Here is a 26160-nt window from a genome sequence, read left to right as displayed (position 1 = left end):
TGCATCATTTGTGCGCGATGCGTCCGGGCGCCAGGCGGCCCGCCGACAGCAGCACCACGATGCAGACCAGGGAGATAATCAGCACCAGCGTATTGGCCACCTCGTCCTGGCCCGCCTGCACGGCTTCAAACACGGCCACCGACAGGGTCTGCGTCTTGCCGGGGATGCTGCCGGCCACCATCAGGGTGGCGCCGAACTCGCCCAGCGCGCGCACAAAGCCCAGCAGCACGCCGGCGAGGATGCCGCGCCAGGCCAGCGGCAAGGTCACGCGGAAAAAGATCGCCATTTCCGAGATGCCCAGCACGCGGGCCGCCTGCTCCAGCTGGCCGTCGACCGCTTCGAAGGCGGCCCGCGCGGGCTTGAAGACGAGGGGAAAGGCGACCACCGTGGAGGCGATCACGGCGCCCTGCCACGTAAAGATGAGGTTGATGCCGAAGTTATCCTGCAGCCAGATGCCCATCGTGCCGCGCCGGCCCAGCAGCACCAGCAGGTAATAGCCGAGCACGGTGGGCGGCATCACCATCGGCAGGGTCATGAGGGCGTCGAGCAGCTCGCGCCCGGGAAAACGCGTGCGCGCCAGCACATAGCCCGTACCGATGCCGAGCAGCAAATTGAGCGCCGTGGCCCACGCCGCTACCTTGAGCGACAGGGCCAGCGCGGTCCAGGCGATATCCATGCGCGTTCGTTTACCTTATGGCTTCTTGAAACCGTACTTGGCGAGGATGGCTTGCGCCGGCGCCGTCTGCAGGTAGCTGACGAAGCGCTTCGCTTCAGCCTGGTTGGCGCTGTCCTTGATGGTGGCGATCGGGTACAGCACGGGCGCGTCCAATGGCACGTCCAGCACCACGTTCACCTTGTCTTTCATGATGGCCGCGTCGGTGGCATAGACAAAGCCCGCATCGACTTCGCCGCGCGCCACGTAGTCGAGCGACTGGCGCACGTTCTGCGTGCCGATGGCCTTGGGCTGCACGGCGTCCCACAGCTTCGCCTTCTTCAGCGCGCCTTCGGAGTAACGGCCGACGGGCACGCTGGCCGGATTGGCGATGGCCACGCGGGTCACGCTCTTGTGCGTCAGGTCGCTCAAGTTCTTGATGCCCAGCTTGCTATCGTGCGGCACGATCAGCACCAGGCTGTTGCCGACGAAATCCATGCGGTCGGCCGGCAGGACGAAGCCCTGCTTTTGCGCCGCATCCATGGTTTCCTGGTCCGCCGAGGCAAACACGTCCACGGGCGCGCCCTTGACGATCTGTTGCAGCAGCACGCCCGAGGCGGCGAAGTTCAGGGACACCTTGCTGCCCGGATACTGCGCCTCGTAGCTCTGCGCCGCATCCTTGAACGCATTCGTCAGGCTGGCCGCGGCCGACACCACCACTTCACCGGCAAGGGCGGAGGTGGCGGCGGTGGCCAGCAGGGCGGTGCCAAGCAGGCGGGCGAGGGAGGTGAGGCGCATGATCGTATCCTTGTAAAGTGAACGGTGAACAAGGAGCGTAATATACACTTATATATAGCGTTCTGCCATTGCATGGGTCAAGGCAACGCCAATGACATTGACAGACGGGAATGGGCGGACTATTTTTAACAAGAGACAACTATCCACTACTTTCCAGGGTTAAACGATGGGATACGCAGCGCTACTGCTTGGCCCCCTGATGCTCCTGGCGGTCATTCTTCTGGCATTGCTCATCGAGAGGCGGCATCCCCTGCAGCAACAGCCCTCCGGGGCGTCGCGCTTCAATCTTGCGTATATGCTCATCTATGCCGCCAGCGGCGCCATGCTGGCCCCGCTCACGGCCATCGTCACGGTACAGCTTGTCAATGCGGCTGGCGGCGGGCTCATCAATCTAGCCTCTTCAGGCTGGATGCTGGCGCCGGCCTTCATCACATATGCCCTGACCATGGATTTTCTGGAATACGTCTTTCATCGCGTGCAACACCGCGTACCCGCCATGTGGGCCATGCATTCCTTCCATCACAGCGATACGGCCATGAATGCCAGCACAACGACGCGGCACTATTGGGCCGAAGCGGGCATCAAGGCACTCAGTATCTATCTGCTGGCGGGGATCTTATTCAAGACCAATATGGTGATTCTGGGAATGTACGGGATACTGAGCTTGTATCATGTTTTCCCGCACATGAATGTCCGGGTCGGCTTTGGCCGTTACTGGATGTTGTGCAATTCTCCGCAGTACCATCGCGTTCATCACTCGGTGCAAGCCGAGCATTTCAACTGCAATTTCGCGGGGCTGTTCCCCGTCTTCGACTGGCTGTTCGGCACCCACCATATTCCCCGCGCGGGAGAATATCCCCCGACGGGGCTGGACACGGGCAAGGCGCCGGGCACCTTGCTTGACGCGCTGACGTGGCCGGTGCGCAGCAAGGCCCCGTCCATCCCCTAGACGCGCACCGCCGCCGCCTCGTCGCGCCGCGCATACTTTTGCGCGATCACGGCGCAAATCATCAGCTGAATCTGGTGGAACAACATCAGCGGCAAGATCACCATGCCCAGCGAACGCGTGGAGAACAGCACCTTGGCCATGGGCACGCCGCTGGCCAGGCTCTTCTTCGAGGCGCAAAAGACGATGGCGATTTCATCTTCCTTGTTGAAACCCAGGCGGCGGCTGACAAAGGTCGAAATACCCAGCACCAGCGCCAGCAGCAGCAAGCTGATCAAGCCCAGGGCCACCAGCGTTTCCACCGAAATCGTATGCCACAGGCCTTCGCTGACGGCTTCGCTGAAGGCCGTATAGACCACCAGCAAGATCGAACCCTGGTCGACGTATTTCAGGGTGGCCTTGTGGCGGTCGACCCAGCGGCCGATCCAGCGGCGCAGGAACTGGCCGGCCAGGAAGGGCAGCAGCAACTGCAGGACGATGGACAGCACGGCGTCCACCGACGACTTGCTTTCCGCGCCCTTGGCCACCAGCAAGCCCACCAGGAGGGGAGCGAGGAAAATACCGATGAAGTTCGAGGCCGAAGCGCTGCAGATGGCGGCCGGCACGTTGCCGCGCGCCATGGCGGTCATGGCAATGGAGGACTGCACGGTGGACGGCAAGGCGCACAGGAACAAGATGCCCATGTACAAGTCGGGCGTGAGGAAGGTCAGCGCCAGCGGGCGCAGTGCCAGGCCCAGCAGAGGAAACAGGACAAAGGTGCTGGCCAGCACCAGCAAGTGCAGGCGCCAGTGCATGGCGCCGGCCACCACGGCTTCGCGCGACAGCTTGGCGCCGTGCAGGAAGAACAGGGCGCCGATGGCGACGGTGGTGATATTGCCGAAGACCACGGCCGTCTGGCCCGTGCAGGGCAGGAACGTGGCCAGCGCCACGGTGACGAGCAGGGCGATGGTGAAGTTATCGGGTTTCAGATTGCGCAACAGGGCAGCGGGAGAAAAAGAAGACATGCGGTAGCCTGGTAACGGCGCAGCCTTGCAACAGAATGCTGTGCCGGGGATGACAAACAGCGCCGGGAGCGGCGCCAGTGCTGGCTATTCTACTTGTATTTCCCGGCTCCTTGCCTGGCGGCATCGGCATGGCTGGCCAGGTCAAACCGTGCGGACAAAAAAAATGCCCTGTCCGCAGACAGGGCAACCCGGAGTAAAGTACAGCGCGAGGGCTTAGCCGGCGGCTTTGACTTTCAGCTCGTTCTTGATTTCTTTCACGCCGCTCACGGAAGCGACGATCTGCACGACGCGGTCACCCGCTTCGGCGCTCGGCACGTCGCCCGACAGGACGACCACACCTTGCTGGGTTGCCACCTTGACGGGCAGGGCAGCGGCTTGCGCATCGGCGCTCAGGGCGGCCTTGGCCGAGGAAGTGATGGTTTCATCAGGGACGGCAGCGGCGGCATTGGCGGCCACGACGGTGTCAGCAGGAGCTTGTGCTTTTGGTGCGGAGTCAGCGGCATGCGAAGCGGTGATCGAGGCGCCCGACAGTACGATAGCGGCAACCAGGGTATTGAACAGTTTCGATGTTTGCATGGTAGTTCCTCTCAATGAAGTTAAAAGCTTCTTACTTGGATAAAGCAACACTTTGAAGCGTCACATCTACCCATACAGCAAGCACCGTGCCAGCTTTTAAATACCCTTCATAATCAATGACTTGCATGCAAACGCGATTTTCCCGACGCGTTTGCGACGGATATGGCCCGAAAAACGGGGCTTTTTGTCGCCTGACAGCGACAGCTTGTGGCAAGAGCATCAATGTTTTACGCTAAGCCCCTGATTTTCCACGCTTTATTTTTGTCGCTATTCAGCGACAGGGTCGCCTTCGCCGCGGAACAGGGCCGGCGTCAGCTCGTATTTCTGCAATAAACGGTAGAACTCCGTGCGGTTGCGGTCGGCCAGGCGGGCCGCGTCGGCCACGTTGCCATCCGTCAGGCGCAACAGTTGTATCAGGTAGTCGCGCTCGAAGCGCTGCTTCGCTTCGTTGTAGCTGAGCGCTTCCAGCGAGGGCACGCGCAAGGCGCGTTGCACCAGGGACAAGGGCACCAGCGGCGCCGTGGCCAGCGCGCACACTTGCTCGACGACATTGACCAGCTGGCGCACATTGCCGGGCCATGGCGCCGCCACCAGGGCCGTGAGGGCGTCGGGCGCAAAGCCGTTCAGGGGTTTCTCATACTTGGCCGCCAGCTTCTGCAGGAAATGGTTCGCCAGCAAGGCGATGTCTTCGCGGCGCTCGGCCAGCGGCGGCAGGGTCAAGGTCACGACATTGAGCCGGTAATACAAGTCTTCGCGGAATTGCCCCTCGGCCATCGCCACGTCCAGGTCGCGGTGCGTGGCGGACAACAAGCGCACGTCCACCGGACGCGTCTGGTCGGCGCCCACGGGGCGCACGGCCCGCTCCTGCAGCACGCGCAGCAGTTTCACCTGCAGCGGCAGCGGCATGTCGCCGATCTCATCCAAGAACAGGGTGCCGCCATCGGCCGCCTGGAACAAGCCTTCGCGGTTGCCGACGGCGCCCGTAAACGAGCCTTTGACGTGACCGAACAGTTCCGATTCCAGCAGCTGCTCGGGAATGGCGCCGCAGTTGACGGCGATGAACGGCGCCTTGGCGCGGCGGCTGGCGTTGTGCAGCGCGCGCGCCAGCAATTCCTTGCCCGTGCCGCTGGGGCCGCGGATCAGGATGCTGGCGTCGGACCCGGCCACCAGCTTGGCTTCGGCCAGCAGCTCGGCCATCTGCGCGCTGCGGCTGATCAGCTCGGCACGCCAACTCTCGTCGCCGGACGCTGGCGCCGGCATGACGGTGGACAAGTTGATGGCATACGCCACTTTTTCCATCAGCAGCTTGCCGTCGAACGGTTTCGTCAGGTAGGCAAACGCGCCGCGCGCCGTCGCGTCGACGGCGTCGGGAATGGTGCCGTGGGCCGTCAGCAAAATGACGGGCAGGGCCGCATGCTGGCGGCGGATTTCATCGAACAGGGCCAGGCCGTCGCGGCCCGGCAATTGCACGTCGGTAATAACCAGGGCGGGCAATTCCACTGCCAGGCGCGCCAGTGCCGCTTCCGCGCTGCCCACGGCCGTCACGCGATAGTTGCCCGCCTTCAAGCGGATGGTCAGCAAGCGCAACAGGTCGGGATCGTCGTCGACCAGCAAGATGTGGGCGTGCTCGCTCATTTCGGCGCTCCCGCGGCGGGGCGCACGGACAGGCTGCGCTCGATGTTTTTCAGCGCTTCGAGCTTTTCATTGAGCTGGTCGATGCGGCGCTGGGCGTCGCGCAGCTGCGTGTTGAGCTTGTCGATGCCCTCGTCCTGGCGGCGCAGTTCCGCATACTGGCTGCCCAGCAATTGCGCCAGCGGCGCCAGCAGTTGCGCGTCCTTGCCCGTGGCCGTGGCCAGCGGTTCCAGCAAGGCTTGCGCGCGGGCCAGGTCGCCGGGACCGCGCAAGGCCGCCTGCAGCATGGCGCGGCGCAGCGTGTTGTGCGGCGCGTGATCGGCCTTCGCCAGGTCCAGCTGCGCCTTCACCAGTTCCGACGGCGTCATCAGGCGCAAGGCGCCCTGATACGCCAGCAGTTCCGCCAGCTGGGGATCGGCCACCACCACCACGCGCGGCGGCGTCTGCACCAGCACGGGCGTCTGGGTGGGGGGCTTGGCGGCGCAAGCGCCCAATAGCAGCGCGCAGGCGGCCATGCCGGCCAGGGGAATTCTCGTCATCATAAGGGCAGTTCTATCCGAAAATGCGCGCCGGCGGGGCGCGGTAAAAGAGTGACGCTGCCATCGTGGGCGGCGATATATTCGCGCACGATGGACAGGCCGATGCCATTGCCGTTGCGCGCGCCGGCCGCCTGGCGCACGCCCTGGTAAAACGGCTCGAAGATGCGCGCGGCATCCTCGGGCGCCACGCCGGCGCCCTCGTCGGTGCAATCGATGCGCACGTGGCCGCCTTCACCAGACAGGGTGAAACGCACGGTGCCGCCTTCCGGGCTGAAGCGCACGGCATTCGACAGCAGGTTCGCCAGGGCCGTGGCCAGCTTGTCGCGGTCGGCCTGCACGATCAGCGACGCGCCCTGCACCTCGACCGTCAAGCGGCGCGCCAGCCATTGCAGGCGCTGCCCGGCCACCACATCTTGCAGCAAGACCAGCAAGTCCACCTTGCTGCGCGCCAAATGCTGGGCGTCAAAAGCGGCGGTATTGTAGCGCAGCAAGTCTTCGATCTGGGTTTGCAGGGACGCCGTGTTTTGCTGCAGGATGCCGGCGATTTCCCGCTGGCCGTCGCTGAGCTTGCCCGCCACCTCGTCTTCCAGCAAGGCCACGCCTTCGCGCAGGGCCGCCAGCGGGGTTTTCAGCTCATGCGAGATGTGGCGCAGAAAACGTTCCTTGTCGGCATCGAGATCGGCCAGGCGCTGGCGCAGCCAGTCGAGCTGCTGGCCCAGGCGGCGCGTGTCGGCCGGGCCGCCGACGACGATGGGCTGGTCGTAGCGCTTGTCGCCCAGGCGCTCGATGGCCGTCTCGATGCGGCGCAACGGGCGCGACAACAGAAAGCCGAAGCAGGTGGCCAGCACGGCCGCCAGCAGCACGGCTCCCCCCACCAGCACGCCGAGCAAGCGGCGCTGGCGTTCCAGCTCGGCCAGCAGGGCGTCGTTGCGGCTGCCGATTTCCGTCTTGCTTTCGCGCGCCAGGCTGTCATTGATCTGCGTCATGCGGGCAAACGCGCGGTACACGACGGCGTGGCCATCGCGCTTGCGGCGCTTACCCGCTTGCAAGACTTCCCACGCCGCTTGCGCCTGCACCGTCCATTCGTCGGCCAGCTGCGGGGCGAACTCGGGCGTGGCCCGGTTCAGCACTTGCAGCGCCGCCGTCGCTTCGTCGCGGGCCGCCGCGTAGCGCTCGCGGAAGACGGGATCGTCGAGCACGAGGAATTGCCGTGCGCTGCGCTCCATGGCCAGCGTGCGCTCGGACAGGCGCTGCGACTGTTCCGTCAGGGCAATCGCCTGCGCCGCCGTCTCGCGCCCCAGCCGCGCCAGGTGTTCCAGGGTCAGCAGGGCTTGCACGGAGGTGGCCGTCAAAATGCCCGTCGTCAAAATGAAGGCGGCAAATAGCAGTTGGCGAAAGGAAAGTCGGGACAAGGTGGGCGCCTTCGGTTCAGTCTGGAGTGCAAAAGGCGCATGGTACGCTAAGCGTTCATCGCGAGGCGCCACCTGTCAAAAAATAGCCTATCTGACAATGTTGTTGCTTTTGCGATCGGCAAGCAAGCCACGGCGGCGGCGCGCAGATACTCCTAGTACAATAGAGAAAAGCTTCATACAGGCATCAAAGTGGCCCCGGCCCTGGCATTACGCCACTTTGCCCCCACATGTGATGCAGCCCCACCGACACTCCGAATCACCTACCGCAGAGATCCCATACCGCATGAGCACATTTGAAAAAGTCAGCAGCAACTTCATTCCAGTCTTGCAGGCAACCATCGAGCAATATGTCGAGCCAGCAACGGGCATGCGCCATATCCACATGCATACCGAGCAGGCTGAGATGGTGTTCCTGGTGGCCTTTCCCACTGTGCCGGAAGTGAGCGACGGGCGCGCCCACATCCTCGAGCACCTGGCCTTGTGCGGCTCGGCCCGCTACCCGGTGCGCGACCCCTTCTTTTCGATGTTGCGCCGCTCGACGGCCACCTTCATGAATGCGATGACCTACCCGGACCGCACCGTGTACCCGTTCGCCAGCACCGACCGCAAGGATTTCTTCAACCTGCTCGACGTCTACCTCGATGCGGCCTTCTTCCCGAATCTCGATTACCTGAATTTCCGCCAGGAAGGCTGGCGCCACGCGTTCGAAGGCGGCAAGCTGGTGTACCAGGGCATCGTCTTCAACGAAATGAAGGGCGCCTTCAACAGCCCCATGCGCGCGCTCGACAGCGGCATCGCCAGCGCCTTGCTCAAGGGCACGACGTATGAAGTGGAATCGGGCGGCGATCCGCTGGTGATCCCCGAACTGACGCATGAAATGCTGAAAGAATTCCACGCCAGCCACTATCACCCTTCGCAAGCCGTGATCATGACCGCCGGCAATATCGAAGCGGCGGCCGTGCAAGAGCAGGTGGCCGAACGCGTGCTGTCCAAGCTCAGCGGCTTCAGCCCGCGCCGCCTGCCGCAACTGGCGCCCGCGTGGACGGCGCCGCAGGAAAACGTGGTGAAAATTCCATCGCAGGAAGCGCGCGACGATGAATTCGGCCTGCAATTCGCCTGGCTGATGGGCGAGTCGAGCGACCCCATCGCCTACTACCACGCGCATTTGCTGTCGCACGGCTTGCTGGGCGAATCGTCGGCGCCCGTCATGCGCGCCATGGAATCGGCCGGCTATGGCCGCCCGTCGGACATGAATGGCCGCGATGCGGGCATCCGCCAGATGGTGTTCCACATCGGCATGGAAGGCTTGACGCAGGAACAGATCGCCGATGCGCACCAGCGCATCTGGACGGCCCTGGAAGAGACGGCGCAAGAGGGCATCCCCGCCGCCGTGCTGCACGCGGCCTTGCGCGATATCAAATACAGCCAGCGCGAAATCAGCAGCGGCCGCATGCCTTACGGCCTGGGCCGCCTGCTGCACGCCTTGCCGCTGGCCATGTATGACGGCAACGTCATGGATGCCTTCGACAATGCGGACATCCTGGAAACCCTGGAACAGCAGATCGAAGACCCGGAATTCTTCAAGCAGCTGGTGCGCGAGCTGATCGCCAATCCAACCCGTCTGACGACGCACGTGGTGCCCGACAGCGCCTACTTCACGGACCGCGCCGCCCTGGAAGACGCTAGGCTGGCGGCCCTGCAGGCGAAGCTGACGGACGCCGAGCGCGAGCACATCATCGCCGAGTCCGCCGCGCTGGAAGCGCATCAGCAGCTGCCGTCGAATTCGGAAGTCTTGCCGCGCATCCGCCCCGGCGACGTCAGCGCGCTGCCGCGCCCGGCACTGCCGATTCCCCCGGCCGTCGACGGCGCCGTGGCGTTCAGCATTGCCTCGAACGGCATCAGCTATGCCAACGTGCTGTACGACGTATCGGGCTTGCCGGAAGCGTCGTGGCCCTGGCTGCGCCTGTACACGGACCTGGCGCCGGAGCTGGGCGTGGGCGACATGTCGTTCGACGACGCCAGCGCCTGGCGCCAGAGCATGGTGCCATCGTTCCACATCGGCCTGGAAGCCATTCCCCGCCCGCAACAAGCGATGCGCGTGGAATTGTCGTTCTCGGCCAGCGGCTTGCGCGAAGAACACGCGGCCATCGCCGCCGTGCTGTCGGCCTGGATCGCCAAGCCCCGCTTCGATGAGGAAGAGCGCCTGGCTTTCCTGATCGAAAGCCTGGTGCAAGACAAATTGAGCAGCCTGTCCGAATCGGGCAACCGCTACGCCATGCTGGCCGCGGCGGCACCGCTGTCGCCCACGCGCCGTTTCGACGACATCGTGGGCGGCCCGGCAGCCTTGCCGTTCTACCGCCGTTTGCAGCAGCTGAGCAAGACCTCCGAAGGCTTGCAGGAAATCGCGCGCGAGCTCGACACCCTGCACGCGCACATCATCGCCCAGCAGCCGACCGTGCTGTGCGCCGGCCTGGAGCAAGATGGCATCACCCTGGCCCGCTTGCTGGAATTGCCGGCAGCCAGCACGGATGCGGCCGCAGCGACGGAAACGCCAGCGCCGGCAGCCTTGCCGCTGGCCAACACGGCCCTGCATGCGACGAGCCAGATCAACCATTGCTTCGTGTCCTGGGCCGTGCCTGGCGTGCACAATCCGGACGCGTCCGCCCTGGCCGTCGCCGCCGAACTGATGACCAACCAGGTGCTGCATACGGCCCTGCGCGAAAAAGGCGGCGCGTATGGCGGCAGCGCCAGCTATGCGGCCGGCGCCGGCACGTTTACCCTCAGTTCCTACCGCGATCCGCGCCTGGCCGGCACGTACGCCGACTTCGGCACGACCCTGGATCAAATCCTCGACGGCGATTTCTCGCAGGAACAAGTGGAAGAGGCCATCATCTGCGTCATCAAGGGCCTCGACAAGCCCCATTCGCCGTACGCGGAAGCGCTGACGGCGTGGAACATGCAGCAGCGCGGCACGACGGAAGCCGTGCGCCAGCAATTCCGCACGGGCGTATTGACCTGCACCCTGAGCCAGATCAAGGAAGTCACGCGCACCTGGCTGAAAAACGGCCAGCAGAGCCGCGCCGCGTTTGCGGGCAACACGACGCAAGACCTGGCGGGCCTGGACGTGGTCGATCTGCTGGCGCTGGCCAGCTAAGGCGTGGGCTTAACAAGTGTTTTGACTTGGCTGTTGCAACGCCTGACAAAACCGTAGCGAGCGGCAGTGATTTGTGGCCGAGAAGCGCAACCGTACTCTAGTACGGTGAGCATCGCCGGCCGCAAAGCGCGACGCGCAGTAGGTTTGGTCAGGCGTTTCCAGGTACGGCGTTCGGCTCCATGAACATCAACTCCCATTGATGTCCATCCAGGTCCTGGAAACTGTGGCCATACATGAAGCCGAAATCCATCGGCTCCTTGTAGATGCTGCCGCCCGCCTGGACGGCCTTCGCCACCAGCGCATCGACTTCGCCGCGGCTCTCGGCCGACAGGCACACGAGCACTTCCGTCGCCACCTTGGTATCGCACAGCTGCTTGGGCGTAAATTGCTTGAATTTGTCGTGCGTCAACAGCATCACGAAAATGTCGTCGGCGACGATCATGCACGTTGCCGTTTCATCCGTGAAATGGGCATTGAAACTGAAGCCCAGCGCCGTGAAAAACGCCACGGAGCGTTCCAGCGACTGGACGGGCAGATTGACAAATATTTTGCGGGCCATCATGTCTCCTTCAAGTGAGATGAAAAATGCTGCCCGCCGATTCTACACCGGCTTTTTACGCGCCAGCGCGTCCCACGGTCTTCGGCACGTAGCCGAAATAGCGGCTGAACGCAGCGCTGAAATTGGACGGATGGCGATAGCCGGTTTGCCAGCCCGCCTGCGCCACCTGGCAACCATTTTCCAGCAGTAACTTTGCCCGCTGCATGCGCAACGCCAGCAAGGTGCGCTGGGGACTGTCGTTGTAGCGGTAGCGCCATCCCTGCTTGAGCTTGAACAAGCTCAGGCCCGCTTGCGCGCACAGGTAATCGAGTGTCAGGTCTTGCGCCATCTGCTCCTGCATCAGCGCATGGACGCGCTCCAGCTTGATCATCTCGGCCTCGGACCAGCGCGGGATGGAAGCGGGCGCGGACGCCGGCCGCAGCACCCGCAACTGTTCCGCCAGGACACTGAGCACGCCGATGTGCACGGCCAGCGGGTCCGTCGCGCACAGCAGCGCCCGCGCCTGCAAAGCGGACGCCGCCGTGGTGGCCGCATGCGCCAGCTGGCGCGCGCCACCGTGGGGCAGCAATGACGCCAGGCCTTGCGGCCAGTAGCGCGCCAGCGCGTCTTCATCGACCAGCACGCGCAATTGCGCCGCCCGCTGATTCGCCTCGAAACGGCGCTCGCCGCTGACGTGCTGAAAGGCCGTCACCGTCGTATGGCCGGCCCGGAAACGCAATTGTTCGCCATCGCGCGTGGTGTAGCCGGACACGCCTTCCAGGCCGATGGTGATCACCATGCCGCCCGCATCGTCATGCTTCGATTGCTCGACGAGCGCAAGGCGCGGACGGTAATCGGAATGCACGAGCAGCAAGCCCTGGTCGACCTGGCGCTGGTCAGCGCGGCACTCGCCCATCCCGGGGTCCAGCTGGCGCCGCGTCCAGCCTGCCGCTTCCCTGTCCTGTTCCCTCATCGCTCCCCCTGTTTTCCCGCGCGCCGTCGCGCATACGAAATGCGCCGTGTCGCATACAAATGCAAATGATAATTATTCTCATTGTTGCATAAAATAGGTGCTCTTGCCCACCTCAGCGAAAGGAAGCACCATGCCATTCACCACACAACACGCCTTGCAACCGTATTGGGACCTGGCCGTCGCGCCCGTCCAGGCCGATGGACTGGCCGCCGCCCTGGAATTGGGCATTTTCGAATTGCTGGCCACGCCGCACACGCCGGCGCAATTGGCCGACGCCCTGTCGCTGCACGCGCCGCACACGGCGCTGCTGCTGGAATTACTCTGGAGCATGCAAGTGCTGGAACGCGATGCGGCCGATGCAGATGCGCAGCGCTACCGCTGCACGGCCGCCACCTTGCAGTATTTCTGCCGCGACTCCGTAGCCTTTTGCGGCGACGCCTGGCTGTACCGGCTGCATGCGCTGCGCCATTTCGCCACCCAGCTGAGTACGCTGGTGCGCGAGGGTGGCAAGGCCGCGCCCTACAGCACGGCAAGTGGCATCAACTGGGCCATTGCCGCGCAGCAGCAGATTGGCCAGGAACAACGCGCCGTCACCATGCGTGCAGCCCTGTCCGTGATGCAGCGCATCGCCCCGTTTGCAGACGGCCACACGCCGCTGCGCCTGCTCGACCTGGGCGGCGGACCGGGCTGGGTTGCCATTGCGCTGGCGCAAGCCCATGCGGGCTTGCACGGCGGCGTCTTCGACTGGCCGGAAACGGTGGCCGTGGCGGCCGCGAACATCGCCCATGCGCAACTGTCTGACCGCCTGGAGACTGTGGGCGGCGACCTGGCCAGCGACGATATCGGCAGCGGCTACGACCTCATCTGGTGCTCGTCCGTGCTGCATTTCGTGCCCGACATGGCGGCGGCCTTGCGCAAGATCCATGCGGCGTTGACACCCGGTGGCGTCTTCGTTTGCGTGCAGGCGGAAATCGCCCCGGCAGCCGGCGACGCGGCGCGCGTGCTGCCGTATTACTTGCCGATGCGCATGCTGGGCCGCACGGTAACCCAGCAGGGAGAATTGGCGCAATTGCTGCGCGACACGGGCTGGCGGCAAGTGGAGCAATACAGCGCCAGCGATTTCCCCATGGCGCCCGTGCAGGTGCTGATTGCGCGCAAGGATGGAGCGTGAATCCGCCCGCGCGCAGCGCGCTGCCGCAAGCGCCATTTGATGCATCGCATGGCAAGCGCTGCGCTCATGTGGTTGAATACTGGCTGCGCAGCGATGGCGCTGAACGCTGAACCATGACAAACCCCGCATCACGCACCTGAGATAGCACCAAAATGTCCATCGCCCTATGAGCCTGACACTATCTGATCGTTCTGGAACGATCCTCGGAGAAATTGTCGTCTTGTCCGAGAATGCGCTTGTTCTCGGGACTTTTCTTCCCACGGCTGCCTTTGCCGCATACGCGACCTTGTTCAAGAATCTGGAACAAGCCGCCAACGATCAGCTTTTCGTCGAGGCAGACCGATTGGAACAGGAAATTCAGTCATGCGATTTTTGCGTACTCGACACGTACAGCGGCGTGCAGCGAAACATCGCTGATTTGCAGATCATGCAAGATGGAATCTGTTTCCATTGGCGAGCAAGCTGAGAGCGGCCACGGTAAACCTGCGCCGGCGGCCCGCGCCGGGACCGATGCATGCCGATAGCCCGCGGCGCCCGTTCCCGCTCGCCAGTATCAAGCGGGACTGTCCCGCAACGCGTCGATGATCAGGCCAGCCAGCCGCTCGACGGGCGGCCTGGACACGCTGGAGGCGCGCAGCAGTTCCAGCGACAGCGGGGGCAGGGCGGGCAAGCCCGCCGCCACGTGATCGAGCGCGCAGACGGAAGACGGCAAGCCCAGGTTGGTGCGCACCGTCACGCCCAGCCCTGCCGCGGCCGCCGCCCACAGTCCAGCCAGGCTGGGACTGGTAAACGCCGTGCGCCAGGCGATGCCGGCATGGTCCAGCGCTTGCGTGGCGCAGCGCTGGAACAGGCAGTCGCGGTCGAAGGTAATGAGCGGCAAGGGCTCGCCCGATTCGGGCTGCCAGGCCAGGCTGGATGAGGCGATCCAGCGCATGGCCGGCTCGGCAATATGCTGGCGCTGCGGCTGCGGATACTCGGCCACGTCGGCGATGCAGGCGCCGCCCCACAGCAGGGCCAGGTCCAGCTGGCCCATGGCCAGCCCTTGCATCAAGGCCGTGTTGCGCGCCACGTGCGCCTCGATGCGCACTTTCGGATGCGCGCGGGCAAAGCGCCCCAGCACGTCGGGCAGCAAGGCTTCGCCGAAATCTTCCTGCAAACCGAGCCTGATCCAGCCTTCCAGTTCCGCGCCGCGCAAGGCGACGGCCGCCTCGTCGTTGAGTTCCAGCAGGCGGCGTGCATAGCCGAGCAGCACTTCGCCGGCCGGTGTCAGCGCCAGGCCCCGGCCATCCTTGCGGAACAGGGGCATGCCCGCCTGCTCCTCGAGTTTTTTCAGCTGCGCGCTGACGGCCGAGGTGGAGCGGCCCACCTTGTCCGCCGCGCGGGCAAAGCTGCCCAGCTCGATGCCAGCCACATAGCTGCGCAAGAAGGCGATGTCAAAATTCAGCAAGCTCATGGCGCAAATGCAATCGTCCTGTTTTATGGGATGGTGACTAGTAAATTATCTGATATTCAGAACGATCGTACTGCGCAACACTGTCAGGGTCAACCACTTTCCCCTCCCTGCCATGACCACCAGCTGCCCAGCCGTTCCTGTTCCTGTCCCCGCCACCGCGCCCGCGCTGGGCGATGCCCACCGCTGGAAGGTGCTGGCCGTCGGCGTGGCGGCCAATGCCAGCTTTTCCGCCGCCGCCAACGGCATGCCCACGACGGCCATCTGGCTGCGCAGCGGCTATCACCTGAGCAATACGCAACTGGGGGTGGCGCTGGGCGCCATGGGCCTGGGCGTGGCCCTGACAGAATTGCCATGGGGCATGGCCACCGACCGCTGGGGCGACCGCCCCGTGCTGCTGACGGGCTTGCTGGGCACCATGCTGGCCCTATTGACCTTGCTGCTGTGGATCACGCCCGCTGACGGGTCTGTGCCGCCGTTATGGGCGCTGGCGGCCGGGCTGGCCCTGGTCGGCGTGCTGGGCGGCAGCGTGAATGGTGCCAGCGGGCGTGCCGTGATGCGCTGGTTCGGCGCGGGCGAACGGGGTTTCGCCATGAGCATCCGCCAGACGGCCGTGCCGCTCGGCGGCGGCCTCGGCGCTCTCGTCCTGCCCAGCCTGGCGTCACGTTACGGCTTCATGCCCGTATTTGGCGCCCTGGCCCTCGTATGCGGCCTGTCGGCGTTTTTTACGTGGCGATGGATGCATGAGCCCGATTTCCCTGCCGAGGTCGCCACGGGGCCGCAAAACGCGTCCACGGGCCTGTTTGGGGTCAAGCCGCCTCCGCCGCTGCAAGGTCCACTCAAAAACCGCAAAGTCTGGCGCATGGTGGCCGCCATCGGCTTGCTGTGCGTGCCCCAGTTTGCCGTGCTCAGCTATGCCACCGTCTTCCTGCACGACCATGGCCGCCTGGGACTGGCCGCCATCACGGCCGTGATGGTGGCCCTGCAGGCGGGCGCCATGGTGATGCGCATCTGGAGCGGACGCCACACGGACCGCCACGCGAACCGGCCCGCCTATCTGCGCGGCTCGGCCCTGGTGGCGCTGGCGTCGTTCATTGTGCTGGGATGCATCGCCTGGCTGCAGGCGCCGGGCTGGCTGCTGATGGCCGCCGTGGTGGCCGCCGGCATCGCCGTGTCCGCCTGGCATGGCGTGGCCTACACGGAGCTGGCAACGGAAGCGGGCGGCGCCAACGCGGGCACGGCCCTGGGCATGGCGAACACGGCCGTGTATGTAGGCCTGTTCCTCACGCCGATCGCCATCCCGCACTTGCTGGCGGCCAGCAGCTGGCCCGTCGTGTGGTGGCTGGCTGGGCTGGTGGCGCTAGGCACCTGGCCCCTGTTTCCCAAGGCTTAGGGCAAGACAGAAATGCGGTAGACGCAGCGCATGGCATTGGCCAGCACATGCTGCTCGCGCACGATGCTCGCGCACGGTCCCACCACTTCCTGGAACAGCTGCAATTCGGAGCGGCAAAAACCCTGGCAGGTGCGGGCGGCGGCGCAGATGGGGCAGTGGTCTTCGATCAGCAGCCAGTCGTCGCCATCCGCTTCCACGCGCGCCATATAACCCTCTTCATCGCGCACGGCCGCCAGCTGCTGCAAGCGCGTGGGCAAGTCCGGCGCCGAGCACGCCAGCGCATACGCGCTGCGGCTTTCCTCTTCGCGCTGGGTGATCAGTTTATCCAGCCCCGCCTCGCCGAACAGCTGGCGCACGGAACCGATCAGCTTGATCGTCAGCTGCGCATGCGTGTCGGGAAAGCGCGCATTGCCCGCCTCCGTCAAGACCCAGTTCTGGCGCGGCCGCCCGGCGCCCGCCTGCGCTTCCTGGCGCCCCTCGATGAGGCCCGCCGCCACCAGCTTTTGCACTTGCTGGCGCGCCGCCTCGCCCGTCATGTCCAGGGTCTTGGCCAGGGTGGCCGTGGAGACGGGTCCCTTGGTCTTGATGAAATACAGGATGCGCTCCGTCGTTTGCGGCGCCTCTTGATTATCCAAACGTTTACTTGTGTAATTCATTTCACTCAACTATCATGGGGCCAGTTAACCAACTAATTGCTTGCATAATAGGCCGGTAGCTCCCCGCTGTCGAGGAGTTTCCACGTCCGCATGCCGGCAAGGTACTCTTTTGACAGGATTTTCCCATGCAACTGTCTCACTCGATCTGGCTGTTTCACGCCATCCTCGCCATCGGCCTGGCCCTCTGGCTCACCCTGGCCGCCCTCAACAACCTGCACGCCTTCCACGGCGCCGTCTGGGCCATCGGCAACACCATGCGCATGGACCCGCTGCGCCAGGATCCGACCATCCAGACGCCGCTGCTGCGCCGCGCGCTCACCTCGCTGACCCTGCACCGCCTGAGCCTGTTGACGGTGCTGGCGCTGCAACTGCTGGCCGCCATCGCCGCCTGGACAGGCGTGGCGCTGCTCCTCGGCGCTTCCCTGACGCAAGCGTTGCCCTGGCTGAACCTGGCCCTGTGCGCCATGGCCGCCTTCCTGCTGCTGATGCACCTGGGCGGCCTGTGGTTCGGCTACTGGATCGCCCAGGAAAGCTTGCAGACGACGCACCTGGTGCTGCTGCTGTGGACCCTGGGTTTGTTCTTCCTCTTCAACGCGCAGCGGACCTGACCAGCCTCCGCTGCGCCTCTTCTTCTTTCTCCCTTTCAATGCAGTAAAGGACTTCATCATGAATACGAAACTCGTCGGCGCTTCCGCGCTGGCCATCGCCCTGGCCGTCGCGGGCGCCGCGCTGTATCCGCGCGCCAACTCGCATGCGGCCGATGCCGCCTACCCCGCCACCAAGGTGGCGCTGGTCCCCGTCGTGCTGGGCACGCAGGAGCGCTTTTTTGCCGGCGTGGGCGAACTGGAAGCGGCGCGCCAGGTGCAGGTGGCGGCCGAAACGGGCGGGCGCGTTACGCAGATCCGCTTCGAATCGGGCCAGAGCGTGGCGGCCGGCGCCGTGCTGGTACAGCTCAATGACGCCCAGGAACAGGCAATGCTGCTGCGCCAGCGCGCACAGCTGAAAAACGCGGAAAGCAGCCATGCCCGCACCGTGCAGATGGTCAGGGAAAAGGCCGCCACCCAGGAGCAGCTCGATGCGGCGCTGGCCGCGCGCGACGCGGCCCTGGGCGAGGTGCGCCAGACGGAAGCGCTGATCGCGCAAAAGACCATCCGCGCGCCATTCGCCGGGCAGCTGGGCATCCGCAAGGTGCACGCGGGCCAGTACCTGAACGCGGCCGACACGGTGGCCAGCCTGATCGACACGAAGGCCTTGCTGGTGAACTTCGCCCTCGATGAGCAGAGCAGCGCGACACTGGCGCCGGGACAGGCCGTGCAAGTGCTGGTGGACGCGTATCCGAATGAAATCTTCACGGCGAAGATCAACGCCATCGACCCGCTGGTCGCCCGCTCGCGCATGGTGCAGGTGCAGGCGGCATTGAGCAATCCCCGCGGCGCGCTGAAAGCGGGCATGTACGCGAATGTGCGCGTGGCCCGCGAGGCTGGCCAGCAGCTGACGGTGCCGGAAACGGCCGTGACCTACAGCGCGTATGGCGATACGGTATTCGTCGCGCAGCAGGAAGGAAAACAGCCGCTCACCGTCAAGCGCGTGGGCGTGAAACTGGGCGAGCGGGCCGGGGGCCGCGTGGCCATCCTCGACGGCTTGCGCGAAGGGCAGCGCGTTGTCGCCTCGGGCCAGCTGAAACTGGCCGACGGCATGGCCGTGCAGGCCGTGGCCAATACCCTGGACGAGGCGAAACGCGCCGCGCCCAAGGCCGGTTCTTGAGGAAAGGCCAGCACCATGAAATTTACCGATTTATTCGTGCGCCGCCCCGTGCTGGCGCTGGTGATCAGCACATTGATTCTGATGCTGGGCGTGATCGCCATCCTGCAGCTGCCGATCCGCCAATACCCGATGCTCGAATCGTCCACCATCACCGTCACGACCAACTATCCGGGCGCCTCGGCGGAACTGATGCAGGGTTTCGTGACGCAACCCATCGCGCAAGCCGTATCGTCGGTGGAAGGCATCGATTACCTGACCTCGTCGTCGGTGCAGGGCAGCAGCACCGTCACCGTGCGCATGGAATTGAACCGCGATTCCACGCAAGCGTTGACGGAAGTCATGGCCAAGGTCAACCAGGTGCGCTATAAATTACCGGAAGGCGCTTTCGACCCCGTCATCGAGCGCGCGGCCGGCGATTCCTCGGCCGTCGCGTATGTCGGCTTTGCCAGCGAGAGCGTGTCCGCGCCCGCGCTGACGGATTACCTGGCGCGCGTGGTGCAGCCGATGTTCGCCACCATCGACGGCGTGGCGAAAGTCGACGTGTATGGCGGCCAGCAGCTGGCCATGCGTTTGTGGATCGACCCGGCGAAACTGGCGGCGCGCGGCTTGACGGCGGCCGACGTGGCCGACGCCGTGCGGCGCAATAACTACCAGGCGGCGCCCGGCAAGGTGAAGGGACAATTCGTCGTCGCGAACATCAGCGTCAACACGGACCTGACCAGCGTGGAACAGTTCCGCGACATGGTCGTCAAGAAGGGCGGCGATGAAAAGGACAGCGCCGCCCTCGTGCGCCTGAAGGACGTGGGTACGGTGGAACTGGGCGCGGCCGCGACGGAGACGAGCGGCATCATGGACGGCGTGCCGGCCGTGTATCTGGGCCTGTCGCCCACGCCCGGCGGCAACCCGCTGGTGATCGTCGACGGCATCAGGAAGCTGCTGCCGGAAATCCAGAAAACCCTGCCGCCGGGCGTAAAAGTCGAGCTGGCGTTCGAGACGGCGCGCTTCATCCAGTCGTCCATCGACGAGGTGGCGCACACCCTGCTCGAAGCGCTGCTCATCGTCGTCATCGTCATCTACCTGTGCATGGGTTCCCTGCGCTCCGTGCTGATTCCCGTCGTGACGATCCCGCTGTCGATGCTGGGCGCGGCGGCGCTGATGCTGGCCTTCGGCTTCAGCATCAATTTACTGACCTTGCTGGCGATGGTGCTGGCCGTGGGCCTGGTGGTCGACGACGCCATCGTCGTGGTGGAAAACGTGCACCGGCATATCGAGGAAGGCAAGACGCCCGTGGCGGCCGCCCTGGTGGGCGCGCGCGAAGTGGCCGGCCCCGTCATCGCCATGACGATCACCCTGGCGGCCGTGTATGCGCCGATCGGCATGATGGGCGGATTGACTGGGGCGCTGTTCAAGGAATTCGCGCTGACCCTGGCCGGCGCCGTGGTGGTGTCGGGCGTGGTGGCGCTGACCTTGTCTCCCGTGATGAGCTCCTTGCTGCTGCAGCCGAAACAAGCGGAAGGGCGCATGGCGCGCGCCGCCGAGCATTTCTTCGAAGGCCTCACCAGCCGCTATGCGCGCCTGCTGGACCGCTCGCTGCACCACCGCTGGTGGAGCGCCGGTTTCGCCGCGCTGGTGATGGTCAGTCTGCCGTTTTTGTACCTGCTGCCGCAGCGCGAACTGGCGCCGGCGGAAGACCAGGCCAGCGTCTTGACGGCGATCAAGGCGCCGCAGCACGCCAACCTCGATTACGTGGAACGCTTTTCGTACAAGCTCGATGAGATCTACAAAAATATCCCCGAAACGGACTCGCGCTGGATCATCAATGGCGGCGAAGGCCCGGCATCGAGCATCGGCGGCATCAACCTGACGCCGTGGGCCGAACGCTCGCGCAACGCGGCCGTCATCCAGGCCGAATTGCAGCACGCCGCGGGCGACGTGGAAGGCACCAGCATCTTCGCCTTCCAGCTGGCGCCCTTGCCCGGATCGAGCGGCGGCTTGCCCGTGCAAATGGTACTGCGCAGCGCGCAGGATTACGCCACCCTGTTCCGCACGATGGAAGACGTCAAGCAGCGCGCGCGCGACAGCGGCCTGTTTGCCGTCGTCGACAGCGACCTCGATTACAACAACCCCGTCGTCAAGGTGCGCGTGGACCGCTCCAAGGCGAACAGCCTGGGCATCCGCATGCAGGACATCGGCGAATCGCTGGCCGTGCTGGTGGGCGAAAATTATCTGAACCGCTTCGGCATGGATGGCCGCGCCTACGACGTCATCGCGCAAAGCCCGCGCGAGCAGCGATTGACGGCGCAAGCCCTGACGCAGCAGTACGTACGCGCCGACGATGGCAGCCTGCTGCCCCTGTCCGCCGTCGTCTCGGTGACGGAACAGATCGAGCCGAACATGCTGACCCAATTCAACCAGCAAAATGCGGCCACCTTCCAGGGCGTGCCGGCGCCGGGCGTGACGCTGGGCGACGCCGTCGCCTTCCTCGACGGCGTGGCGAAAACCCTGCCGCCCGGCTTCAGCTACGATTGGCAATCGGACGCGCGCCAGTTCGCCACGGAAGGCAATGCGCTGCTGCTGGCCTTCCTGGCGGCCGTCGTCGTGATTTACCTGGTGCTGGCGGCGCAATATGAAAGCCTGACGGACCCTTTGATCATCCTGATCACGGTGCCGCTGTCGATTTGCGGCGCGCTGATCCCGCTGGCGCTGGGCTACGCCACCGTCAACATCTACACGCAGATCGGCCTCGTGACCCTGATCGGCTTGATCAGCAAGCACGGAATCTTGATGGTGGAATTTGCCAACGAATTGCAGGTGCATGAACGGCTGGACCGCCTCAGCGCCATCCGCAAGGCGGCGCAAATCCGCTTGCGCCCGATCCTGATGACGACGGCGGCCATGGTGGTGGGCCTGGTGCCGCTGCTGTTCGCGTCCGGCGCCGGCGCCAACAGCCGTTTCGGCCTGGGCGTGGTGATCGTGTCGGGCATGTTGATCGGCACCTTCTTTACCCTGTTCGTGCTGCCCACCGTGTACACCTTTCTGGCCCGCCGCCACACGGCCGACCATGCCACGCCGCGCGCGCGCGATCTGTCGCACGCGCTGAAGGAATCCCCATGAAAAATTACCGCTATCTCGTCTCCCTTTTCCCCCTGCTGGCCGGCTGCGCCGTCAGTCCCGCCTACGTCACGCCGGGCACGCCCGCCATCGCCCTGGCCAGTCCGCAGCAGGCGCAGTTTGCGCCAGGTCAAACGGCTGCCAGCGAGGCCGCCTGGTGGACGTTTTTCGACGATGCGCGCCTGTCGCGGCTGATCGCCAGCGCTTTGACGCACAACCTCGATATCGCGCAGGCACAAGCGAATCTGCTGGCCGCGCGCGCCACCTTCGACGAGCGCCGCCTCGACGAACTGCCCGCCGTCACGGGCCAGGCGGGGTGGCAGCGCAGCGTGCAGCAAGACACCCCCGATAGTCGCGCCGCCAGCACCAGCACGCGCGTGGGTTTCGATGCGCAGTGGGAGATCGACCTGTTCGGCCGCCTCGCGCATATCAGCCGCTCGGCGCAGGCGCGCGCCGACGCGGCGCAGGCCGATTTGCGGCAAGTGCAGCTGACGATCGCCGCCGAAGTGGCGCGCAATTACTACGAGGCGCTGGGCTACCAGCAAAACCTGGCGCTGACGCAGGCGCAAGTGCAAAGCTGGCGCGACACCATCGCCCTGATCGACGCGCGCATCCGGGCCGGCAGCGGCTTGCCGGAAGAGCGCCACAACGCGCTGGCCAACCTGGCGCGCAGCGAGGCGGCATTGCCGCCGTTGCAGGCCGGCTTGCGCCAGGCGCAGTACCGGCTCGATGTGCTGAGCGGCCAAGCGCCGGGCGCCATCGCGCTGGCGACAGCACCGCGGCAGCAGGCGCCGCTGGCCGGCCAGCTGCCGCTGGGCGACGTGAACCGCCTGATCAAGCAGCGTCCCGACGTGGTGCGCGCCGAGCGCCTGCTGGCCGCTTCCAGCGAAGACGTGGGGGCGGCAGCGGCGGACCTGTATCCGCGCCTGAGCCTGGGCGGCTTTTTGGGCTTCTTTGCCCTGCGCGGCAGCGGCGTGTTCGACGGCGGCGCGCGCGCCTTCGAACTGGCGCCCTCCGTCAGCCATCCTGCCTTCCGCCTGGGCAGCGTCAAGGCGCGCTTGCGCGGTACGCAGGCCGAAGCGCAGGGCGCGCTGGCGCGCTATGCGCAAACGATGCTGTTGGCGCAGGAAGAGGTGGAAAACGCCGTTACGCAGCTGGCGGAAAACCAGACGCGATTGACCTCGCTGCTGGAATCGGCGCGCCACGGCAATGCGGCCCTCGATATCGCCAGCACGCGCTATGCGGGCGGTGCCGGCAGCTACCAGGCCGTGCTGGAAAACCAGCGCGCCTTGTTCGATATCCGGCGCGAAGCGCTGCTGGCGGAAACGGCGTCCTACATCGATGCGATTGCCCTGTACAAGGCGCTGGGATGGGGGCACACTATGTGATCTTTTTAGCTCGGAAAGGCACGCGATGTTCACGCAAGGCAGCTGGCTCAATCCACCGGAAAACTGGTCCGCCGACGGCGCGCAATTGCGCGTGACGACGGACGCAAATACGGATTTCTGGCGCAAGACTCACTATGGTTTTATCCGCGACAGCGGCCATTTTTTCGGCACGCAAATCGATGGCGATTTCACGGCGCAGCTGCACGTGGCGGCGCAGTACGCGGCGCTGTACGACCAGGCCGGCATGATGGTGCGCATCGACGAGCAAAACTGGATCAAGTGCGGCGTCGAATTTTCCGACGGCCAGCTCTTATTGAGCACGGTATTGACGCAAGACAAATCCGACTGGGCCGTCAGCAGCGCTCCCGCCATGCCGGACGGTTTCTGGCTGCGCGTGACGGTGGCGCAAGGCGCGATCCGCGTGCAGTATTCGACCGATGGCCAGCGCTGGCCGCTGCTGCGCCTGGCGCCATTTCCCGAGGCCGGCAGCTACCTTGTCGGGCCCATGTGCTGCACGCCGGAACGGGATGGCCTGGAGGTGGTGTTTTCCCGGTTTTCCATCGGCCCGGCCCAGCGCAAGGACTTGCACGACCTCACGTGAGTGCCCGTGTGTGCATGGCGGATCAGACAGCGGAATCCGTCCACTGATTATCGATGCACCATTGCCGCACATCGGCAATCAGTTGCGCTGAAACGGGCTGGAGTCCCGGGAGTTTTTTCTCGTATTTCCGGATGCTGGCGGCAAAAAAAGTGAAGAAAGCGGTGCCGATCAATTTGCGTTGCCCAGGCGTGTCTTTTTTCACCGGCACGAAGTCTTCCTCTTCCATGGCGATATCGAGGCCGAACATTTTGTCGCTGGCGTAATAGCGGCAGAATGTTTTTCGCTGCAAGTCTTTTGGCACGCAGCGCAGGCAGACAAACAATTCCCAGTCGAGATCAGGATATTTTTCTTCCATCAAGGGACCAAGCTGCCGCAGTTCATGAGCAATGTCAAAGACCTTGGTCCAGCTTGGCGAGTCCGATGTCGTGTCTATGCGCATCTTTGTTTTCTCCGGGTGCAAGAACCGCATGATACGCGCATCGTCCTTCACGCAGCGCGCGTGCCACCACGTGGCAAGATCAATCCGCCCGCGCCACCCACGTCTCATGCAGATGGCGCCACAGCAGGCCACCAGCCGGCGTTTTTTCATACACGACGGTCGACAGCCGCTCGGTGTTTTCTGCGCCGGGCAGCGACTGGAATTCGCGGTAAGACACGCTGGCGCCGGCGGCGCTGTCCTGAATCACCTTCAAGTCCGTGATGCGCATGACGAGGCCGGGGCGGCTGCCGCCGGCGCCCTGGAAAAACGCCGTCAAGCCAGCATGATCGAGCTGCTTGCCGCCGGGCGACACCATCGTGAACGCGGGCGAAAATCGCGCCAGCAAATCAGCGCAATGTTCCGGCGCCGTGGCTGCGCCCGAAAGCCACTCGCGGATCAGCACATGCGTGGCTAACACGTCGTCAAAACAGGGGTGCGTTGTCTTCATTTTTTTGCTGCTCCATGGTGATGTAAAAGGTCGAGAACGGCGCGGTTATCGATGCGCATGCACAGCGCCAAGGGCAACACGCACGAGGCGGCGGCCAGCGCAAAGCACCAGTGAAACACCTGTGCCGCGCGCACATGCAGGGCAGGGTCGTCCAGGGTGGCGATACCCTGCGCCGCCAGCAAGCCGTTTAGCAGCACGCTGAGCAGCGCCACGCCCAGGCAAAAGCCCAGCTGACGGTTGATATTCCACACGGCGCTGGCCTGGCTCAGTTGCGCGTCCGGCGTGCGCAGGAAGGCCGTGCTTTGCGCCGTGCTGCTGCACAAGCCGCCGCCAAAGCCCATCACGGCATACGCGCCGGCCAGCCAGAACAACTGATCGGCAGCAGCCACGCGCAGCAGCATCAGCATGCCCGCCGCCTGCAGCAGCGCGCCAGCGAGGAACAGCGGCCGTGGCCCCACGCGGCGGTAGCTTTTGCCCGTCAGCGAAATTGCCGCAAACGAGGCCAGCGCCCACGGCAGCATCAGCGCGCCCGCCGTCGACGCCGACATGCCCAGCACGCCCTGCAGGTACAGCATGGCCAGCAGGCTCACGCCCATGAAGACGCCCGGCACCAGCAGATACATCAGCATGGCGATACGCAGCAGCGGTTCGGCGGCCAGGCGCAGGTTCAGCAGCGGCGTCGACTTGCGCAGCGCGCCGCGCACATAGCCCCATGCGCAGGCAACACCCAGCGCCAGCATGGCGGCGCCGGCCAGCAGCTGGCCCGGCGTGCCCAGCATGGTCAAGCCCAGCAACAGCAGCAGAATGGCCGCGCTGCCCGCCAGCAGGCCGCCCACGTCGAGACGGGGAACGGCCGCGCGCGGCGGGTCGGGGCGCAGCCAGCAGGCGGCCAGCAGCAGCGCCAGTGCGGCAAAAGGCACGTTCAGGTAAAAAATCCAGCGCCACGACAGGCTGTCGACGATGACGCCACCCAAGGCGGGCGACAGGGCGGGCGCCAGCAAGCCCACCAGCATGATGACGGAGGACAGGCCGGGACGCTCGGCAGGCCGATACAGCTGGTAGGTCATGCTTTGTCCCAGCGGAATCAGCAAGCCGCCGCCGAGGCCCTGCACGCAGCGCCAGGCGATCAACGCCTCGATCGATGGCGCCAGGCCGGCGCCGATGCTGGCGCATAAAAAAGTTAGCAACGATGCCATGAACACGGTTTTGCTGCCATAATAGGCAGCCAGCCAGGCGCTGGCCGGGATGACGATGGTCAGGCCGAGGATGTAGGCCGTGCTGATCCAGGCCAGCTGCGCCACCGACGCGTGCAGGGCATGGCCGATGTCGGGATAGGCGACGCTGGTGATGAACATGTTGATCAGGTCGACGAAAAACCCCAGCAGATAGATGGCCGCCACTTTTTTGCGATAGTCCATGGTGCTCCGAATGGCAAACGGCCAGCTTAAGCGTCCAGCGCCATTTGCGTAACGGGCC

24 protein-coding genes are annotated in these 26160 nt (G+C 64.8%); 10 read left to right on the top strand and 14 right to left on the bottom strand.

All coding sequences use genetic code 11. The features are described 5' to 3' along the window. Positions 1–4: 4 nt before the first annotated feature. Together modB and modA are read right to left on the bottom strand one after the other, a co-directional pair. Positions 5–676 (bottom strand): molybdate ABC transporter permease subunit, encoded by a 672-nt coding sequence (gene modB / locus CLU94_RS13570; protein ID WP_099665998.1) that lies wholly within the window; start codon positions 674–676, stop codon positions 5–7. A gap of 15 nt (positions 677–691) precedes the next feature. Further along, on the bottom strand, positions 692–1450 hold the full coding sequence (modA, locus tag CLU94_RS13565) for a molybdate ABC transporter substrate-binding protein (protein WP_099665997.1): 759 nt from the start codon (positions 1448–1450) through the stop codon (positions 692–694). 199 nt (positions 1451–1649) lie between these two features. Here modA and CLU94_RS13560 point away from each other — a divergent pair, with 199 nt between their 5' ends. After that, complete coding sequence (locus tag CLU94_RS13560; RefSeq protein ID WP_218965291.1) at positions 1650–2399, top strand: sterol desaturase family protein; 750 nt, start codon at positions 1650–1652, stop codon at positions 2397–2399. Here CLU94_RS13560 and CLU94_RS13555 read toward each other — a convergent pair. The 5 genes from CLU94_RS13555 to CLU94_RS13535 all read right to left on the bottom strand — a co-directional run bounded on the left by CLU94_RS13555 (position 2396) and on the right by CLU94_RS13535 (position 7559). After that, positions 2396–3400 carry a bile acid:sodium symporter family protein gene (locus CLU94_RS13555; protein WP_099665995.1) on the bottom strand — a complete coding sequence of 335 codons (1005 nt, stop codon included), beginning with the start codon at positions 3398–3400 and terminating at the stop codon, positions 2396–2398. The genes CLU94_RS13560 and CLU94_RS13555 overlap by 4 nt on opposite strands. Positions 3401–3613: 213 nt before the next feature. Next, the gene (locus CLU94_RS13550; protein ID WP_034752546.1) at positions 3614–3976 is read right to left on the bottom strand and encodes a BON domain-containing protein; all 363 of its coding nucleotides are present in this window, start codon (positions 3974–3976) and stop codon (positions 3614–3616) included. 267 nt (positions 3977–4243) lie between these two features. Continuing rightward, positions 4244–5611 (bottom strand): sigma 54-interacting transcriptional regulator, encoded by a 1368-nt coding sequence (locus tag CLU94_RS13545; RefSeq protein ID WP_099665994.1) that lies wholly within the window; start codon positions 5609–5611, stop codon positions 4244–4246. Next, entirely contained in the window at positions 5608–6150 is a 543-nt protein-coding gene (locus CLU94_RS13540; RefSeq protein WP_251349649.1) for a hypothetical protein, read from the bottom strand. The genes CLU94_RS13545 and CLU94_RS13540 overlap by 4 nt, the downstream gene beginning before the upstream one ends. Beyond that, on the bottom strand, positions 6147–7559 hold the full coding sequence (locus tag CLU94_RS13535) for a HAMP domain-containing sensor histidine kinase (RefSeq protein ID WP_099665993.1): 1413 nt from the start codon (positions 7557–7559) through the stop codon (positions 6147–6149). Before CLU94_RS13535 ends, CLU94_RS13540 begins: the two co-directional genes overlap by 4 nt. Positions 7560–7842: 283 nt before the next feature. Here CLU94_RS13535 and CLU94_RS13530 point away from each other — a divergent pair, with 283 nt between their 5' ends. Beyond that, complete coding sequence (locus CLU94_RS13530) at positions 7843–10713, top strand: insulinase family protein (protein ID WP_099665992.1); 2871 nt, start codon at positions 7843–7845, stop codon at positions 10711–10713. 148 nt (positions 10714–10861) lie between these two features. On the opposite strand, the gene CLU94_RS13525 is transcribed toward CLU94_RS13530, so the two are convergent. Both CLU94_RS13525 and CLU94_RS13520 read right to left on the bottom strand, forming a co-directional pair. After that, positions 10862–11272, bottom strand: a complete 411-nt coding sequence (locus tag CLU94_RS13525; protein ID WP_099668299.1) for a VOC family protein — start codon at positions 11270–11272, stop codon at positions 10862–10864. 55 nt (positions 11273–11327) lie between these two features. Beyond that, complete coding sequence (locus CLU94_RS13520; protein ID WP_099665991.1) at positions 11328–12224, bottom strand: helix-turn-helix transcriptional regulator; 897 nt, start codon at positions 12222–12224, stop codon at positions 11328–11330. 130 nt (positions 12225–12354) lie between these two features. Between CLU94_RS13520 and CLU94_RS13515 the strand changes: the two genes are divergently transcribed. Next, on the top strand, positions 12355–13395 hold the full coding sequence (locus CLU94_RS13515; protein WP_099665990.1) for a class I SAM-dependent methyltransferase: 1041 nt from the start codon (positions 12355–12357) through the stop codon (positions 13393–13395). Between the two features lie 166 nt (positions 13396–13561). Next, positions 13562–13861 carry a hypothetical protein gene (locus CLU94_RS13510; protein ID WP_099665989.1) on the top strand — a complete coding sequence of 100 codons (300 nt, stop codon included), beginning with the start codon at positions 13562–13564 and terminating at the stop codon, positions 13859–13861. A gap of 87 nt (positions 13862–13948) precedes the next feature. On the opposite strand, the gene CLU94_RS13505 is transcribed toward CLU94_RS13510, so the two are convergent. Continuing rightward, a complete protein-coding gene (locus CLU94_RS13505) occupies positions 13949–14848 on the bottom strand; it encodes a LysR substrate-binding domain-containing protein (RefSeq protein ID WP_099665988.1) in 900 nt (299 codons plus the stop codon). Positions 14849–14960: 112 nt separating this feature from the next. Here CLU94_RS13505 and CLU94_RS13500 point away from each other — a divergent pair, with 112 nt between their 5' ends. Then, complete coding sequence (locus CLU94_RS13500; RefSeq protein ID WP_099665987.1) at positions 14961–16238, top strand: MFS transporter; 1278 nt, start codon at positions 14961–14963, stop codon at positions 16236–16238. Here CLU94_RS13500 and CLU94_RS13495 read toward each other — a convergent pair. Next, positions 16235–16894, bottom strand: a complete 660-nt coding sequence (locus CLU94_RS13495; RefSeq protein ID WP_099665986.1) for a helix-turn-helix transcriptional regulator — start codon at positions 16892–16894, stop codon at positions 16235–16237. The genes CLU94_RS13500 and CLU94_RS13495 overlap by 4 nt on opposite strands. Positions 16895–17019: 125 nt before the next feature. On the opposite strand from CLU94_RS13495, the gene CLU94_RS13490 reads away from it, so the two are divergent. Genes CLU94_RS13490 through CLU94_RS13470 form a run of 5 tightly spaced genes read left to right on the top strand, consistent with a single transcriptional unit; the run spans position 17020 to position 23758 of the window. After that, a complete protein-coding gene (locus CLU94_RS13490; protein ID WP_099665985.1) occupies positions 17020–17502 on the top strand; it encodes a DUF2165 family protein in 483 nt (160 codons plus the stop codon). A 58-nt stretch (positions 17503–17560) separates the two neighbouring features. Then, on the top strand, positions 17561–18658 hold the full coding sequence (locus tag CLU94_RS13485; protein WP_099665984.1) for an efflux RND transporter periplasmic adaptor subunit: 1098 nt from the start codon (positions 17561–17563) through the stop codon (positions 18656–18658). Between the two features lie 15 nt (positions 18659–18673). Beyond that, a complete protein-coding gene (locus CLU94_RS13480; RefSeq protein ID WP_099665983.1) occupies positions 18674–21772 on the top strand; it encodes a MexW/MexI family multidrug efflux RND transporter permease subunit in 3099 nt (1032 codons plus the stop codon). Beyond that, positions 21769–23157: an efflux transporter outer membrane subunit gene (locus tag CLU94_RS13475; protein WP_099665982.1), complete on the top strand. Its 1389-nt coding sequence runs from the start codon at positions 21769–21771 to the stop codon at positions 23155–23157. Before CLU94_RS13480 ends, CLU94_RS13475 begins: the two co-directional genes overlap by 4 nt. A 25-nt stretch (positions 23158–23182) precedes the next feature. Continuing rightward, positions 23183–23758 carry a DUF1349 domain-containing protein gene (locus CLU94_RS13470; RefSeq protein ID WP_099665981.1) on the top strand — a complete coding sequence of 192 codons (576 nt, stop codon included), beginning with the start codon at positions 23183–23185 and terminating at the stop codon, positions 23756–23758. A 22-nt stretch (positions 23759–23780) separates the two neighbouring features. On the opposite strand, the gene CLU94_RS13465 is transcribed toward CLU94_RS13470, so the two are convergent. The 3 genes from CLU94_RS13465 to CLU94_RS13455 form a co-directional block, all read right to left on the bottom strand. Continuing rightward, a complete protein-coding gene (locus CLU94_RS13465) occupies positions 23781–24197 on the bottom strand; it encodes a hypothetical protein (protein ID WP_099668298.1) in 417 nt (138 codons plus the stop codon). Between the two features lie 79 nt (positions 24198–24276). Next, positions 24277–24684 carry a DUF4440 domain-containing protein gene (locus CLU94_RS13460; RefSeq protein ID WP_099665980.1) on the bottom strand — a complete coding sequence of 136 codons (408 nt, stop codon included), beginning with the start codon at positions 24682–24684 and terminating at the stop codon, positions 24277–24279. After that, the gene (locus CLU94_RS13455; RefSeq protein ID WP_099665979.1) at positions 24681–26102 is read right to left on the bottom strand and encodes an MFS transporter; all 1422 of its coding nucleotides are present in this window, start codon (positions 26100–26102) and stop codon (positions 24681–24683) included. The genes CLU94_RS13460 and CLU94_RS13455 overlap by 4 nt, the downstream gene beginning before the upstream one ends. Positions 26103–26160 lie beyond the last annotated feature (58 nt).

It is taken from the genome of Janthinobacterium sp. 13 (genome assembly GCF_002749695.1).
Lineage (GTDB): Bacteria > Pseudomonadota > Gammaproteobacteria > Burkholderiales > Burkholderiaceae_D > Janthinobacterium > Janthinobacterium kumbetense.
Note: the sequence above shows the minus strand (reverse complement) of the source record. Positions and strands in the feature narration are given on the sequence as shown.